Raw genomic sequence first — 15,487 nt, forward strand, 5'->3', positions numbered from 1 at the left:
ACTAGGCACGGTGCAGTACGATGCCGGTAGCCGATGCGCAAAGGCGCGCCAACCACGAGGAGATGACATGAACGACACCGCAACGTCCGGACAGCGCGGTGTCGTGCCACTCATGGAACGAGTGCGAGCCGCCATCCCTGAGCTGCGCAACTCGGAGAAGAAGGTCGCGACCCTCGTCCTCGAGAAGCCCGAGACGGTCGTCTCCGGCACCATGGCCTCCGTCGCGGAGGCCGCCGGCGTCTCGGAACCAACCGTGATGCGGTTTGCGCTGCGGCTGTGCTACGACGGGTTCCAGGCGTTCAAGTTCGAACTCACCCAAGTGCTTGCGCTCGGCGTACCGATGACGTTTTCCGGTATCCAGCAAGGCGACTCTGTCGGCGTGATGACCAAGAAGGTCTTCGACCACAGCATCAGCAGCTTGGCGTTGGCGCGCCGCACGCACTCGGAGCAGGCCATTGAGCGAGCCGTGGAGTGCATGGCCGCAGCCGACAGCCTCACCTTCATCGGCTTCGGTGCTTCGGGTATCATCGCGCAGGATGCCGAGCAGAAGAGCGGCCTGTTCGGCGTGCCGTGCGCTGCGCCCCAGGACGCCCATCAGCAGATCATGGCTGCGTCGATGGCGCGCCCCGGCGCGGTGTTCTTCGTGATCTCCAACACCGGTACCTCCGCCACCGTGCGCGAAGTCGCCCAGCTCGCACGTCGCAACGGCGCCACGGTGATTGGCCTTATGGGCGATCAGACGCCCTTGGCCGAAGACTGTGACATCGTGCTCATCTCCAAGACCTATGAGGACACCCAGCTCTTCACCCCCATGGTGAGTCGCCTCGCCGGGCTGGTCATGATCGACGTGCTGGCCACTGCCGTGGCCGCCAAGCGCGGCTCGGATCACCTTGATCGCCTTCGCGCCATGAAGCGCCATCTGGCCGACTTCCGCGTCGGGAAGTCCGCCCACCCCCACCCCCCGCACCCGTAGCACTCGAGCCATCACGGTTGCCGCCCACTCCAGGCCCATTCATGGGCCCTGTTGACGATGCGCCGAATCAAAGTGGTAGTATCACTACAACAAGGCAGGGTGGCCTGACGGACTGCGCGACGTCCCACCTGTAGGAAGCAGCGCGATGGAGCAACGATGCAGCTGGTTCAGGAGTGGTTCCTCCGGGTCTGATGACTCGGCCATGGACTCGATCAATTGTGCAACACCGGTGTTGGAGTAGGGACAATGCAGCGATACATCATCGCCCATGATCTGGGCACCTCGGGAAACAAGGCGACCTTGTTCTCCACCGATGGCGCGCTCGTGGCCAGCAGGACCGTCGGATACCCCACCTTCTACCAAGGCGACAACCGCGTCGAGCAGGATGCGAACGACTGGTGGACTGCCGTGAAGGACTCGACCACGGAGTTGATGGCCGCCTGCCAGATCGACCCGGCTGCCGTCGTGGCCATCAGCTTCAGTGGCCAGATGATGGGTTGCCTCTGCGTCGATGCGCAGGGCCAGCCCCTGCGCAACTCGATCATCTGGGCTGACCAACGCTCCGAGGAACAGAGCGCCGAGCTGGGGGATGCCATCCCCTTGGAGGAGTTCTACCGGATCGTCGGCCACCGGAACACCCCGTCCTATGGCATCCAGAAGCTCATGTGGATCCGCGACCACGAGCCGGAGACGTTCGAGCGGACCCACAAGGTGCTCAACGCCAAGGACTACGTGATCTACAAGCTCACCGGAGCGTTTGTGACGGACCACTCCGACGCCAACTCGATGGGCTGCTTCGACATCACCTCTCGGCAGTGGTCGACCCGGATCCTCGATGCTGCCGGCATCGACGTCGATCTGTTCCCCGACGCCATGCCCTCGACTCACGTCGCCGGGACCGTGCTCCCCGCGGTCTGCGACGAGCTGGGCCTGCACCCCGCCACCAAGGTGGTTGTCGGTGCTGGGGACGGCGTTACCGCCAACATCGGCGCGGGCGCGGTCGAACATGGGCAGGCGTACTGCTGCCTCGGCACGTCGGCGTGGATCACCGCGACGGCGGACCAGCCGGTGTTCGACCCCGAGATGCGCACGGTGACGTGGGCGCACGCGATCCCCGGCAAGTACGCGCCCAATGGCACCATGCAGTACGCAGGCGGCTCGCTAGCTTGGTCCAAGCAAGCACTCTGCAATGCGGCGCTGCTGGGCCACGAGCCTGCGGATGGGGTCTACGACCGCATCAACGAGCTCATCGAGGCCAGCCCGGCCGGCGCCAACGGTGCCATCTTCCTGCCCTACCTGCTCGGCGAACGAGCCCCCCGTTGGGATGTGCATTCGCGAGGCAGCCTCTTGGGTATCGAACCGAATACCTCGGCTGGCGACATCTTCCGGGCGGTCATGGAGGGCGTCATCTTCAATCTTGCGATCGGATTCGACATCCTGGCCGCTGACCTCCCCCTGACCGAGCTCACCATGGTGGGCGGCGGATCGAAGTCGGTGCCGTGGCAGCACATCGTCGCCGACGTTCTCGGCATCACCATCAGGGTCCCGCGGTTGCTGGAGGAAGCCGGTTCGATGGGCGCCGCCATCATCGCCGGCGTCGGTGCTGGAGTCTTCGAGGACTTCAGCGTGATCGACCGCTTCATCGACATCGAAACGACGCTCGGGCCGGACGCGGGCAATGCCGACACCTACCGTCGCGCCCGCGAGCGGTTTGACGACTTCTACCACGCGCTGCGACCGGTCTACGCACAGCACGCTTGACGGACAAACGCCCCGACGACACACGAGCCGTCTCAGGCAAGACACAGAAGGAATACACATGTTGGAAGAGCTCTTCTCGTTGCAGGGCAAGCGAGCCCTCATCACCGGCTCGGCTCGTGGCATCGGCCGGGCAGTTGCCGAGGTCCTTGGCAAGGCCGGGGCAGACCTCGTCTTGTTCGACATCCAAGGTGATGCCGTACAGGCCACTGCAAAGGAATTGACAGCAAGCACGGGCAAGGACGTCGTCGCTCGTGAGGTCGACGTGACCGACCCTGCAGCCGTGACCGCCGCACTCGACTCCGTGTGGGAGGACGATCGCCCCATCACCCTGCTGCACAACAACGCCGGTATCGTCCTGCAGAAGCCGGTGATCGATCTCGAGCCCGAGGAGTGGCGGCGTGTCATCGACGTCAACCTCCACGGTGTGTTCAACGTCGCCCAAGCCTTCGGCCGCAAGTTGATCAAGGGCAGACTCAAGGGGTCGATCGTCAACACGGGTTCCATGTCCGCGATCATCGTCAACTACCCGCAGCTGCAGGCCTCATACAACACGTCCAAGGCCGGTGTCGTGCACCTGACCAAGAGCCTCGCCTACGAGTGGGCCGAATACGGCATCCGGGTGAACTGCATCAGCCCCGGCTACATCTTCACCGAGCTCACGTCGTTCGTCCGTGAGGATTGGCGCGACAAGTGGGCGGATTGGACGCCGATGAAGCGTCTGGGACGTCCCGAGGAACTCGCCAGTGGCGTCCTTTACCTGCTCTCCGACTCCGCCAGCTTCACCACGGGCGCTGAGCTCGTGATCGACGGTGGCTTCACCATCGTCTGACCCAAGATTCAGCCGAGCCAGCCAGTGCTGGTCCCGGCAAAGAACAACCGCGGTGGCTGCCGGCCACCGCCACATATGGGGATCGGCACCGATGCCGCTCCCGACCAACGATCCACTGACCCGTACCCGCATGGAGTGGCTACGGCCGACAAATGACAAGGAAGCACAATGTCAATCAAGTCAAAGGCACTCAAGGTCATCACTCTGACCGCGGTCAGCGCCATCGCTCTCACCGGTTGCGGCGACGGAGGCGACAAGGCCGGTGGCGACAAGGCCGGCGAGAAGATCTCCGTCGGCTTCGCGCTCAAGGTCCAGGACTCCCCGTACTTCATCTCGCTCGCAGAGAACGTGACCAAGTTCTCGGAGGCGAACGGCTGGGAGCTCACGATTCTCGACGCCAACGGCGATACCGCCAAGGAAGCCGAGAATATGGAGACCTTCATCGCCCAGGGCAAGGACCTTATCTTCGTCGACTCGGTCGAGCCCGACGCCATCGTGCCCAGCATCAACAAGGCTCATGAAGCCGGCATCCCGGTCATCAACCTCGACTCCGGTGTGGGCGAGGAAGCTCAGGACATCACCACCGTGTACTCCGACAACAAGGGGAACGGCCGTCTCGTCGGGCTCGCCTACGCGAAGCACGTCGGTGACAAGCAGATCAAGTCCGTGATCCTCAGCGGCATGCAGGGCAACGTCGCTGGCCTCGAGCGTCGTACCGGCCTCTTCGCCGGCATCATCGAGGGCAAGACCGGCCTGAGCGCCGAGGAGGCCTGGAAGAAGGCTGAGGAGTTCGAGCAGGAGCTCACCTCGAAGGGCAAGGCCTCCAACGCCGACGCGAAGTTCAGCGTCGTCGGTCAGGGCTGGGGCTCGTGGACCGAGGCCGACGGCCTGGCCGCTGCCGAGGACCTCATCACCGCGAACCCCGATTTGACCGCCGTGCTCGGTGAGAACGATCAGATGCTGTTCGGCGCCATGACTGCGCTTGCGAACTCCGGTCTCGACAAGGTCGAACTCGTCGCCGCTGCCGATGGTGCCCACCGTGCCATGGACCTCATCAAGGAGGACAAGTACTTCGGCACCGGCCTGAACAGCCCGTCGCTCGTCGCTGAGAAGGGCGTCGAGATCGCCAAGGAGATCCTGGTCGATGGCAAGGACCCGGAGAGCTACGACCGGATCACGCTGACCGAGCCCGTTGCCGTCGTGAAGGACAACGTCGACAAGTACTACGAGTTCGGCTTCTGACCGCGCGGGTGGGCCCGCCACTGAGTGACGGGCCCACCCCACATTCCCCCCAGAGCAACCACGAAGTGAAGTGAGGTCAACGTGACCGAGGACTCGATCATCCAGATGCGCAACATCTCCAAGCGATTTGGCGGTGTGCATGCGCTCAAGGACGTGTCACTCGACGTGCGTCGCGGCGAGGTCCACGCACTCATCGGCGAGAACGGCGCTGGCAAGTCCACGCTCATGAAGATCCTCGCGGGCGCTTACATGAAGGATTCGGGAACGATCACCATCGACGGTGAGCAGGTCGAGCCCAGCTCGCCTCGCGATATCCTCGATCGTGGCGTCTCCGTGATCTACCAGGAGTTCATGCTCGCTCCAGATCTCACCGTCGCCGAGAACATCTTCATCGACACGCTGGGCTCGAAGAAGAGCATCTTCATCAACTGGCGGGAACTCAACCGTCAGGCAGCCGAGCAGCTCGAGCGGCTCGGTTTCGGGCAGATCCGCCCCACCACCACCGTCCGTGATCTCAGCGTCGGCTACCAGCAGATCGTCGAGATCTCCAAGTCCATCGCCCGCAACTCCAAGATCATCGTCTTCGACGAGCCCACGGCCGTGCTGACGCACAACGAGACCCAGGTGCTCCTCGAACTCATCAGGAAGCTGCGCGACGAGGGCGTCACCATCCTCTACATCTCGCACCGTCTCGAGGAGCTGTTCGCGATCGCGGACCGCATCACCGTCCTCAAGGACGGTGCCTACGTCGACACCGTCAACGTCGACGACATCACGCAAGCCCAACTCGTGAAACTGATGGTTGGGCGCGACATCATGCAGATGTTCCCCGAACGGCATGCGGAGATCGGCGATGAACTGCTCAAGGTTGAAGGTCTGTGCGCTGGTGATCGCATCCACGACGTAAGCTTCAACGTGCGACGCGGGGAAGTCGTCGGCTTCAGCGGCCTCGTCGGTTCCGGCCGCACGGAGACGATGCGCGCCCTGTTCGGCGCGGATAGGCGTACCGGCGGCACCGTGATCTGGAAGGGCAAGGAAATCGCGCCCAAGAACCCCCGCGCAGCCATCCGAATGGGCATCGGCCTCTTGCCGGAGGATCGGAAGTCCCAAGGGCTGGTGCTGCCCGAACCCATCCGTATCAACTCGACGCTGGTGTCGCAGGTGGGCGATGGGTTCATCAATGCCAAGAAGGAGCGGGCGTTCGTCACCGAACTGCTCGACAGCCTGACCACCAAGTACGGCAAGGTCGACGACCCGGTCAACAGCCTCAGCGGTGGCAACCAGCAGAAGGTCTCCCTCGCCAAGTGGCTCGCTGTCGACACCGAGCTCATCATCCTCGACGAGCCCACCCGCGGCGTTGACGTCGGGGCAAAGGTGGAGATCTATCGCCTCATCAACCAGCTGGCGGAGGCGGGCGTCGGGGTCATCGTGATCTCGTCGGAAATGATCGAGATCATCGGCATCTGCGATCGGACGATCGTCATGCGGGATGGCGCGATCGCCGGTGAAGTCGCGAAGGAAGACCTCACCGAAGACAACCTCATCAAGCTTTCTATGGGTGTGTGATCCACATGGCTACAGAGTCTGCAGCACGGTCCTTCAACTGGAAGGGCGCGTTGATTCGCAACAACACGTTCATCATCCTCCTGATTTTGGTGATCGTGAGCGCATTCCTTTCGGACAACTTCCTGACCGCGATGAACTTCCGCAACATCCTGTTGCAGCAGGCAGGCCCCATCATGGTGGCCCTCGGTCTGCTGTTCGTCATCCTCACTGGCGGCATCGACCTCTCGGTCGGGTCCGTGATGGCGGTCGGTGCGACGGTGTCCGCCACCATGATCATGGAGTTCGGGATGCACTATTCGGTGTCCATCCTCGTGACGCTCTTCATCGGTCTGGCTTTCGGCGTCATGTCCGGTGTGTTCGTGGCCTATTTCGGGATCCAAGGCTTCGTCGCGACGTTGGCGACCATGACCATCGCGAGAGGCGTGGCCTTCGTCATCACCAACGGCCGGCCGATCAAGGTGACGTCCGGGACCCTGAGCGAGCTCGTCTCGGCACACCTCTTCTACCCGATCATCTGGATCACCCTCATCGTGATCGTCCTGCTCATGATCGTCCATCGCTTCACCGGCTATGGCCGCAAGGTCATCGCCATCGGCAGCAACGAGACCGCTCTCCAGCTCGCTGGCGTGCCCACGAAGCGCTACGTCTTGTCGACGTACGCCCTCTCCGGTGTGCTCGCGGCCATGGCCGGCGTCTACGTCGCAGCCCGGTCGTCGACGGGTAGCGCGACGGTGGGTCTCGGACAGGAGCTCGACGCCATCGCCGCCGTCGTCATCGGTGGAGCGAGCCTTGCCGGTGGTCGTGGCTTCGTCATGAACACCGTCGCCGGCGCGCTCATCCTCGGCCTCATCGGCAACATCATGAACCTCATGGCGGTGCCCTCGTACCCTCAGGACATCATCAAGGGCGTCATCATCATCGCCGCCGTGCTTCTCCAGGTCATGACCAGCAAGCAAGAACGAACCGTCTAGACCGCCCACATCCAACAGGAGCAGCAATGAGTCGCACCATGCAGTCACTCGTCGTCCAACCCGACGGCACTCTCGAACTCTGGGATGTCGACGTGCCCAAGCCGCAGCCTTGGCAGGCACTCGTGCAGATCATCAGCGGTGGTGTCTGCGGCACGGACAACACGTTGGTCCACCAGTGCTTCAAGGGCGTTGACCCCGACCAGTATCCGTTGGTGATCGGACATGAGTCCGTCGGCCGCGTCGTCGAGGTCGGCGATCAAGTGGTGTCCTACCAGGTGGGCGACGTCGTCATGCTGCCCGTCGTTGGCGAGCCGGTGGCCAACGACCAAGTACTCGGGTCAGCGTGGGGCGCCTTCAGTGAGTACGGGCTCGTCGACGACGCTGCCGTGCCGGGCGCTGCCGAGGTGGCGCCGGCGCAGTCCATCGTGCCCGCGGACATCGACCCGGTGCTCGCTCCGGTGATGGTCACCCTCCGTGAGGTGCTGAGCAGCATCCAGGTCAGTGGCCTGCCACTCGACGCACCGCTGTGTGTGTACGGCTCGGGGCCGGTCGCCATGACCTTCACCAAGTTGCTGAAGCTGTTGGGTGCCGAGGACGTCACCGTCGTCGTGCGGAGCCAAGCCAAGGCGGAGCTGATGAGCAGCTTCGGTGCCGATCGCTGCATCGACACGTCCGTCGAGGATCTCGCGGAGGCCATCCGTACTGCTACTCCCGATGGGCTGGGTGGTGTGGTCGACGCCGTGGGCAAGCCGGAGATCATCAACGAGGCCCTCGGCCTGATCCGTGACCGCGGTGTCGTCTTCGCCTACGGGGTGCCCAAGAGCAACGCCATGCAGCTCGACTGGAGTGCCGCCCCCTACAACTGGACCCTCAAGTTCCAGCAGATGCCCCGCAAGGACGAAGAAGGTGCCTGCCACGAACAGGTCATCCAGTGGATCCGCGAGGGGCGCCTGCAGCTCGAGGACTTCGTTTCTGCGGTGGTGCCGATCGCCGACGCCCCCACCTACCTCCAGCAGCAGTACCTGACCGGAGGCACCCAGAAGAAGATCATTTTCAAGTTCGAGCACTGAAAGGACTCAGCACATGACCATGCGTCAGATGATCATGCCCGAGCCGGGCAAGGTTGAATTCCGCGAGGCGGAGATCCCATCCGTGGGCCCCGGAGAGGTCAAGCTCCGCATTCGTGCCCTGGGCATCTGCGGCTCGGACATCCACGTCTTCCACGGCACCCACCCGTACACGGGCTACCCCGTGGTTCAAGGCCACGAGGTCTGCGGCGACATCGTCGAGGTGGCCCCCGACGTGCGCGGGCCCAAGGTGGGCGACCGTGTGGTCGTCCAGCCCCAGGTTGCGTGCGGCACGTGTGAGCAGTGCGTGGCAGGGCTCTATCACATCTGTGATGAGCTTAAGGTGATGGGTTTCCAGACCGTTGGTCTCGGCAGCGATTTCTACGTGCTCCCCGCCCAACGAGTCACTGTCGTGCCCGAAGGCACCGACAGATTCGAGGCAGCAGCACTGGAGCCGCTCGCAGTCGCCGTGCATGCCGTTGACCGTGTCCTGACGGTGGAAGGCAAGGCAGTGTTGGTGATCGGTGGCGGACCTGTGGGCAATCTCACAGCCCAGGTCGCCCGAGCTATGGGCGCGAGCAAAGTCATTCTTAGCGAGCTGAGCCCCTATCGTCGTGATAAGGCGGCGGAATGCGACATCGCTCTCGTTGGTGATGGTTCGGCGCCAGCCACCCCGGATCAGGTGCGTGACGCCTTTGGCGGAGTACTCGCAGACATCGTGTTCGAATGTGTGGGAGCCATGCCCACCGTCGCAGGAACTCTCGATCTGGTGCGCAAGGGCGGCACGGTCGTCGTTGTCGGAGTCGTGGGAGAACTGGTGCCCATGAACATGGGCTTTGTCCAAGACCACGAACTGACGATCTTCGGCAGCGCCATGTATCAGGACCAAGATTTCGTTGCCGCATCGAAGCTGGTGGCTGAGGGAAAGGTCAACCTCAAGGTCCTGGTGTCGCGGGTAGTGCCGTTCGAGCAGTATCCCGATGCCTACCGCATCGCAGATACCGAGCGGAACAGCCTCATGAAGGTCTACGTCGATTTAGGCGATGCCGAGCGCTGATCTGATTAACCCCGACCCCGCATATTCGCCCGCCACGGGAGCACGTGGTGCTGTCAAGTAGCCCCTCTTTCAGGACAAGGAACGCCAATGAACCAAAGAATTCTCATCACGCCCAAGTCATTCACAAAGTACAAGGCCGTGCCAGTTCAGATGCTCGAAGACGCGGGATATGACATTGAATTCAATGAGACCGGCCACACCCTGAGCGCAGAGGAGCTCATCGAGCGGGCAAGCAATGGGGTTGTCGGGATCATCGTCGGAGTAGATCCCATCAGTCAGGCTGTTGTCGACGCCTGTGCGGACCTTCGCGCCGTGTCCAAGTACGGCGTGGGGATGGATAACATCGATCTTCCCGCATGCAAGGCCAAGGGAATCGCCGTCGACAATGCCCGTGGCACGAACAGCATCTCCGTGGCTGAATTGGCAGTAGGACTCATGTTCGAGGGTGCGCGACGTATGTCCGAGCATATCCGTGTCGTGCGGAACGGCGGGTGGGGACGCACGATGGGTGCCGAGCTGACCGGGAAACGGGTCGGGATTGTTGGCGGTGGACAGATTGGCCGAGCGGTGGCTGAGCGGTGTGTTGGGCTCGCGATGGACGTGCAAGTCTATGATCCGTTCTTGCCCGACGACGCATCGATCCGTGCCATCGGTGCCACTTGTACGGAAGACCTCGACGCGCTATTTTCGGAGTCCGACGTCGTGAGCCTGCACCTGCCGGTGACCGACGAGACGCGACACCTCGTCAATGCCGAACGCTTAGCGACGATGAAGCCCACTGCGATACTCATCAATACGGCGCGTGGCGAGCTTGTGGACGAGGACGCGCTGCACTGCGCGCTTCGGGAAGGCGCACTCGGGTTTGCCGGTCAGGACGTCTTCTCGCAGGAACCGCCATCGGCGGATCACCCGCTGCTGCAGTTGCCGAACTTCGTGTTGACGCCGCATTTGGGTGCCTTCACGGGTGAGGCCGTGGAGCGGATGGCGGTGACGTCGACCGAGAATCTGTTGAGAATGCTCCGTGAGCGTTGACTCACGGTGGTGGCGAAAAGTGAGGAGGAGGACGATCAGCCTCCCCCTCACAGCGTCTTTATACCGTCTGGCTCAGTCCTCCCAAACAATGGCCACCTTGCCTGCCTGGGCAGCATCTGCTGTCGCGTAGGCCTTGGCCGCTTCCGTGATCAGGAATCGCTCCGTGACGACTCGCTCGGGATGCAGCCCCCAGCGGTCCAACAGCTGCAGGAGCTCCATCATGTGGCCGGTGGACGTCACCCACGAGCCATAGACAGTGAGCTGCTTGTGGATCAACGCGTGGCTCACATCGAGGTCGTTTATGATGCTGCCCTCGCCGACGAGTGCGACGCGGCCCCACGCCCTGGTGGCATGGATCGTCGCAACCTGCCCGGCGCTGCTCCCCGAGCAGTCGATGCCGGCGTCGGCACCATCGGGCAGCAACTCGGCCAGTCGGGGTGATCCCGCCTCGATGGCAAAGTCGACCGCACCGAGCTGTTCGGCGAGTTCGCGACGGTCCGGGTTGAGGTCAACACCGACAATCCGCGCGGCGCCGAGCCTCTTGGCCAAGAGCCCTGCAGCCAGACCGACCGGGCCGAGACCAGTGATCAGCACATAGTCGCGGCCGCTGATGTCGATGCGACGGAGTGCCTCATAAGCAGTCCCGAAGCCGCAGGCGATGCAGGCACCGTCGACGAACGTCAGGCTATCGGGTAGGGTGAGGCAGTCGGCTTCGTCGGCGATGAGATAGTCGGAGTGGCCACCGTCACGCTGCCAGCCGTATGCTGCGCGCTTTGGGGAGAGACACGAGATCTGGTAGCCCTTGCGGCATTCGGCGCATTGGCCGCAGCCGCTGATGTGATAGACCACCACACGGTCGCCCGGCTTGATCCGGTCGACGCCTTCGCCGACGGACTCGACACGGCCCGATGGCTCGTGGCCGCTGATGACGCCTTGGTATGCCTCTGGTCCTTCGCCGAGATGCTCTCGGTAGATCGCCCTGAGGTCGCTACCGCAAATGGTCGAAGCGCGCATGGCGATGCGAACCTGACCTGGGCCGGGGGTGGGGTCTGGAACTTCCTTGAGCTCAACTCGGCTTCCGCCGGGGAGATATGCTGCGAACAACCTTGTCCTCCTTGTAGGAACGTTACCTCATCTGAGAATAGCGCAGAGGGCACCAAATGGTGGGCGGGGAGTGCATAGAACGGAGCGTGTCACACGACGTCAGCGAAGAGGCGAGTGGCTCGGATTGGGCCATTTCGCTGTACCTTCCGAGCCTCCTGGCCGTGCTGCCCGCATAGGTCGGGCAGTCAATCCATTCGTGCCCGGGTTGGCGCTGAGGCAGGCTCGGACATACTCTCGAATGCATGTGCGGAATCTTTGCACTGACTTAGGTCTCGTCCTGTCAAGCTTCAGCCGGCATCGGCGGCAAGCCAACAATGCCAGCGCCTCTACAAGCCCTTGTCCAGCCAGAGCTCGAGGGCTGTCTCATACTCGTATTCGCATAGGATCAGATACCTGTGCTCATGGTTGCTTGTGCTCATGGCTACCCTTTTTCGTTGTGGAGCTCGTCTAAGGCCTTCCCAGGGAGAGCGATCCAGGTACTACAGTCCGATCTGGACTCCGCGCTGTTTCCTCGTTTCACGTGAGTGCTCAATGGCTGCCCGTCTCGCTTACAACACATTGGCCGGCGTGGCATCTGCGAGCACTGTTCCAACCCATTTCAATGCGTGGCTCAAAGGAATCTTCAAATTTTGGGGTCATGATCTCGGCAGGTACGGACAGGGCGAAACTCAGGGTCGTTGGAGGCGGCGACCATCATTTCCGTGGGTGCGTCGAAGTCTGCATGACACGAAGGTCGGTGCCCCCACATAGATATGGGGCCAGGAACGACAGTTGCCCCCCACACACGCTTCATCAGCCCAGCGCGACGTCGAGGGCTTTCCAGTCGATATCCGACGGTGCCACTGCCAGCACGCTGGCGAGCAGCCCCTGGCGCGACGCGCGGACGGCGTCGTCGTCGGCGTTCACGAGGATGTCATCGAAGAACCGCTGCGCGGCGTCGACGAGCGGTGCCGTGCACTGCACGAGTTCCGCCAGCGGCACGTCGGGGAGTCCGTCGGGCAGTGCCTCGAGCTGTTCGCGCAGCGCCACCTCGGCTGGCTCGGTGAGCAGGGCCGCGTCGTAGCTGGCGGGTGCGTCGTCGGGGAGGATCCGCTGAATGCGCACGAGCGCCGCGACAAGGGGTTTCACCGAGTCGCCGGCATCAACGATCTCGCGCAGCAGACGCGCGGCGCGGCCAGGGGCATTCGCCGCAGGCAGCACCGCGGCGACGATCTCAGCCGAGTGGCCCTCGTCGCGCAGCAGCTGCGCGAAGCGTCCAACGGTGAACTCCTCCGCGGCATCGACTGCGCCGTCGACCACGTCAACGCCCTGCTCGGCGATGCGCGCGACGGCCGCCTCGAGGCCTTGTCGGATCGTTATTGCTTCGACGCCGGGCACCTCACGCAGGACCCGCACGACGCCGAGCGCGGCGCGTCGCAGCCCGAACGGGTCTGACGAACCAGTCGGTTTCACGCCGAGCGCGAACATGGCGGCCAGGAGGTCGAGGCGGTCGCCCAACGCCAGCAGCGCGCCGGGCACCGTCGAGGGCACATCGTCGGCGGACGTGTGCGGCTGCTCCATCTCGTACAGGGCATCGGCGACGGCCTGCGTCTCGCCCTTGCGCACCGCATATTCGCGCGCGACGAAGCCCGCCAGGGAGCTCATCTCCACAACAAGATTGGTAGCCAGGTCGAACTTTGCGAGCTCGCCGGCGCGCTGCAGCGTCGCTCGATCTTCCAGCCCGACGATGTCCGCCAGCCCCCCTGCGACGTCGGCGATGCGACGCGCGCGTTGGCCCACCGAGCCGAGTCGATCCTCGAAGGTGAGCTTGTCGAGACCGGGCACGAAGGCGTCGACGCGCTCCTCGGCCAGGTCTTGGTTCCAGAAGAACAGCGCGTCCTCGTAGCGGGCGCGCAGCACCGACTCATTGCCGGCCGCGACGAGCTGCTCGTCGCAGGTGCCGTTGGCCATCGTGACGAAGTAGGCCATGAGTTTGCCGTCGGCATCGCGCACCGGCAGGTAGCGCTGGTGCTTCGCCATGACGGAGGTCAAAATGCGCTCTGGCAACTCCAGATACCGCTCGTCGAAGGTGCCGAGAATGCCGACGGGCTCCTCCACGAGGTTGGTGATCTCATCCACCAGCGCGGCGTTCGCGTCGAAGTCGATGACGCCGCCCACCGACGTCGCCAGCCGCTCAGCCTGCTCGACGACACTCGCCCGGCGCTCATCCGGCGCGAGCAACACCTTGCCCGCAGCGAGGGTGGGGATGAGCTCGTCAGCGGAGGCGACGTCGCGGAACCCGACGGGGACCCCGTCGGCGCGCGTGCTGGACTCAGCGGTGCTCGCCGTCACCCGCTGCAGGTAGGTGGTGCGGCCTGCGCGCACGCCCGAGACCTCCACCGGCACCACCGCGGTGCCCCACAGCGCCACCAGCCAGCGGATAGCGCGCGAGAATGACAGCTTCTCGTCGCACCAGCGCATGTTCTTCTCGGCGCGCAACCCTGAGACAATATCGGCGACGATCTCAGCCACGACGGTGCGCACGTCGCGCCCGGTCACCTCGACCTCGACGGCAGCGTGCTCGTTCCCGCCGATCTCAGCCTTGACTACGGCATCGACGTCCACACCTTGCCCGCGAGCGAAGCCCTGCAGCGCCTTCGTCGGGTTGCCGTCGCCGTCGAACGCCGCCGCCCACTTCGGGCCCTTGCGCAGCTGCTTCGCGTCCGGCTCGGCGGGGGCGACGTCGGCCACGGTGGCGACGATGCGTCGCGGCGTGCCCTCAACCCGTACCTCGCCGTGCTCCAAGCGCGTGCCCGCCAGCTTCTCGGTGAGCTGCGAGCGCACGAAATCGACGGTGGGCGCCACCACATGCGGGGGCAGCTCTTCGACGCCGATCTCCACGGCAAGGGTCTGCGCGGACGTCGGCAGATCGCCCTCGACAACGGGCTGAGCCTCGACGGGCTGCGCCTCGCGTAGCAGTGGGAAGCCGAGCTCCTCGCGCCGCTCGACCCAGAGCGCGGCGGTGTCGCGCATGAGGCGGCGCATCGTCGCGAACGCCTTGGCACGCTCCGTCGTGGAGATGGCGCCGCGAGCGTCGAGCACGTTGAACGCGTGCGACGATTTCAGAATGTAGATGTGCGCCGGCACGGGGAGGCGAGCCTCGACCATGCGCGTCGCCTCCGAGACGTACGCCTCGTACAGCGAGCGGTTCGCGTCGACGTTGGCGTCGTCGAGATAGTACCGGCTCATCTCGTACTCTTGCTGGCCGTACGCCTCGCCGTAGGTAACCTCACGACCGTCGGCTGCGACGGCGTAGACGATGTCCTTGAAGTGCGTTTTGCCTTGTAGGGCCATCAAAATGCGCTCGATGCCGTAGGTGAGTTCGACGGGGATCGGGTCGAGGTTCTGCCCGCCCACCTGCTGGAAGTAGGTGAACTGCGTGATCTCCATGCCGTCGAGCCAGACCTCCCAGCCCAGCCCCCACGCGCCGATGGCCGGCTGCTGCCAGTTGTCTTCGACGAAGCGCACGTCGTGGGCGTCGAGGTCGATGCCGAGCGCCTCGAGCGAGCCGAGATACAGTTCCTGCGGGTTGCCCGGCTCGGGCTTCAGGATCACCTGGAACTGCGTGTGCGTCTGGAGCCGGTTCGGGTTCTCGCCGTAGCGGGAGTCGTCGGGGCGCACCGAAGGCTCGACGTACGCCACGTCCCACGGCTCAGGGCCGAGCACGCGCAGCACCGTCGCCTGGTTCATGGTGCCGGCACCGACCTCCGTGTTGAAGGGCTGCCACGTGAGGCATCCCTTGGAAGTCCAGTAGTCCGAAAGCTTGCGGAGGGCATCTTGCATCGTCAGCACGCGGTCAGTCTAGCGACGTGGTGCCTGGAGGTCAGCCTGTCCCGGCCGCCGGTA

At 63.9% G+C, this 15,487-nt stretch carries 11 protein-coding genes; 9 read left to right on the forward strand and 2 right to left on the reverse strand.

Annotated features, from left to right (window positions below; translation table 11 throughout):
- Positions 1-67 precede the first annotated feature (67 nt).
- The 9 genes from Q0X68_RS03075 to Q0X68_RS03115 all read left to right on the forward strand — a co-directional run bounded on the left by Q0X68_RS03075 (position 68) and on the right by Q0X68_RS03115 (position 10,498).
- On the forward strand, positions 68-973 hold the full coding sequence (locus Q0X68_RS03075) for an SIS domain-containing protein (protein WP_297747392.1): 906 nt from the start codon (positions 68-70) through the stop codon (positions 971-973).
- Between the two features lie 246 nt (positions 974-1,219).
- Positions 1,220-2,734 (forward strand): xylulokinase, encoded by a 1,515-nt coding sequence (gene xylB / locus Q0X68_RS03080; RefSeq protein WP_297747395.1) that lies wholly within the window; start codon positions 1,220-1,222, stop codon positions 2,732-2,734.
- Positions 2,735-2,792: 58 nt separating this feature from the next.
- Positions 2,793-3,563 carry an SDR family oxidoreductase gene (locus tag Q0X68_RS03085; protein WP_297747397.1) on the forward strand — a complete coding sequence of 257 codons (771 nt, stop codon included), beginning with the start codon at positions 2,793-2,795 and terminating at the stop codon, positions 3,561-3,563.
- A gap of 168 nt (positions 3,564-3,731) precedes the next feature.
- Positions 3,732-4,805, forward strand: a complete 1,074-nt coding sequence (locus Q0X68_RS03090; RefSeq protein ID WP_297747400.1) for a substrate-binding domain-containing protein — start codon at positions 3,732-3,734, stop codon at positions 4,803-4,805.
- A gap of 81 nt (positions 4,806-4,886) precedes the next feature.
- Entirely contained in the window at positions 4,887-6,371 is a 1,485-nt protein-coding gene (locus tag Q0X68_RS03095) for a sugar ABC transporter ATP-binding protein (RefSeq protein ID WP_297747403.1), read from the forward strand.
- A 5-nt stretch (positions 6,372-6,376) separates the two neighbouring features.
- Complete coding sequence (locus Q0X68_RS03100) at positions 6,377-7,342, forward strand: ABC transporter permease (RefSeq protein WP_297747406.1); 966 nt, start codon at positions 6,377-6,379, stop codon at positions 7,340-7,342.
- A 26-nt stretch (positions 7,343-7,368) separates the two neighbouring features.
- Positions 7,369-8,412: a zinc-binding dehydrogenase gene (locus tag Q0X68_RS03105; RefSeq protein ID WP_297747409.1), complete on the forward strand. Its 1,044-nt coding sequence runs from the start codon at positions 7,369-7,371 to the stop codon at positions 8,410-8,412.
- A gap of 13 nt (positions 8,413-8,425) precedes the next feature.
- Positions 8,426-9,466: a zinc-binding dehydrogenase gene (locus tag Q0X68_RS03110; RefSeq protein WP_297747412.1), complete on the forward strand. Its 1,041-nt coding sequence runs from the start codon at positions 8,426-8,428 to the stop codon at positions 9,464-9,466.
- Between the two features lie 87 nt (positions 9,467-9,553).
- Positions 9,554-10,498, forward strand: coding sequence for a phosphoglycerate dehydrogenase (locus tag Q0X68_RS03115; protein ID WP_297747415.1), 945 nt, complete (start codon positions 9,554-9,556; stop codon positions 10,496-10,498).
- Positions 10,499-10,570: 72 nt separating this feature from the next.
- On the opposite strand, the gene Q0X68_RS03120 is transcribed toward Q0X68_RS03115, so the two are convergent.
- Complete coding sequence (locus Q0X68_RS03120) at positions 10,571-11,602, reverse strand: zinc-binding dehydrogenase (RefSeq protein WP_297747418.1); 1,032 nt, start codon at positions 11,600-11,602, stop codon at positions 10,571-10,573.
- A 792-nt stretch (positions 11,603-12,394) separates the two neighbouring features.
- Complete coding sequence (locus Q0X68_RS03125; protein ID WP_297747468.1) at positions 12,395-15,424, reverse strand: glycine--tRNA ligase; 3,030 nt, start codon at positions 15,422-15,424, stop codon at positions 12,395-12,397.
- Positions 15,425-15,487 lie beyond the last annotated feature (63 nt).

Origin of the sequence: uncultured Tessaracoccus sp., assembly GCF_947286155.1 — a bacterium.
In the GTDB taxonomy this organism is placed as follows: Bacteria; Actinomycetota; Actinomycetes; order Propionibacteriales; family Propionibacteriaceae; genus Arachnia.

Coding starts and splice junctions, on each gene's coding strand:
- Q0X68_RS03075 (WP_297747392.1), top strand. CDS start 68: ATGAACGACACCGCAACGTCCGGACAGCGCGGTGTCGTGCCACTCATG.
- xylB (WP_297747395.1), top strand. CDS start 1,220: ATGCAGCGATACATCATCGCCCATGATCTGGGCACCTCGGGAAACAAG.
- Q0X68_RS03085 (WP_297747397.1), top strand. CDS start 2,793: ATGTTGGAAGAGCTCTTCTCGTTGCAGGGCAAGCGAGCCCTCATCACC.
- Q0X68_RS03090 (WP_297747400.1), top strand. CDS start 3,732: ATGTCAATCAAGTCAAAGGCACTCAAGGTCATCACTCTGACCGCGGTC.
- Q0X68_RS03100 (WP_297747406.1), top strand. CDS start 6,377: ATGGCTACAGAGTCTGCAGCACGGTCCTTCAACTGGAAGGGCGCGTTG.
- Q0X68_RS03105 (WP_297747409.1), top strand. CDS start 7,369: ATGAGTCGCACCATGCAGTCACTCGTCGTCCAACCCGACGGCACTCTC.
- Q0X68_RS03110 (WP_297747412.1), top strand. CDS start 8,426: ATGACCATGCGTCAGATGATCATGCCCGAGCCGGGCAAGGTTGAATTC.
- Q0X68_RS03115 (WP_297747415.1), top strand. CDS start 9,554: ATGAACCAAAGAATTCTCATCACGCCCAAGTCATTCACAAAGTACAAG.
- Q0X68_RS03125 (WP_297747468.1), bottom strand. CDS start 15,424: ATGCAAGATGCCCTCCGCAAGCTTTCGGACTACTGGACTTCCAAGGGA.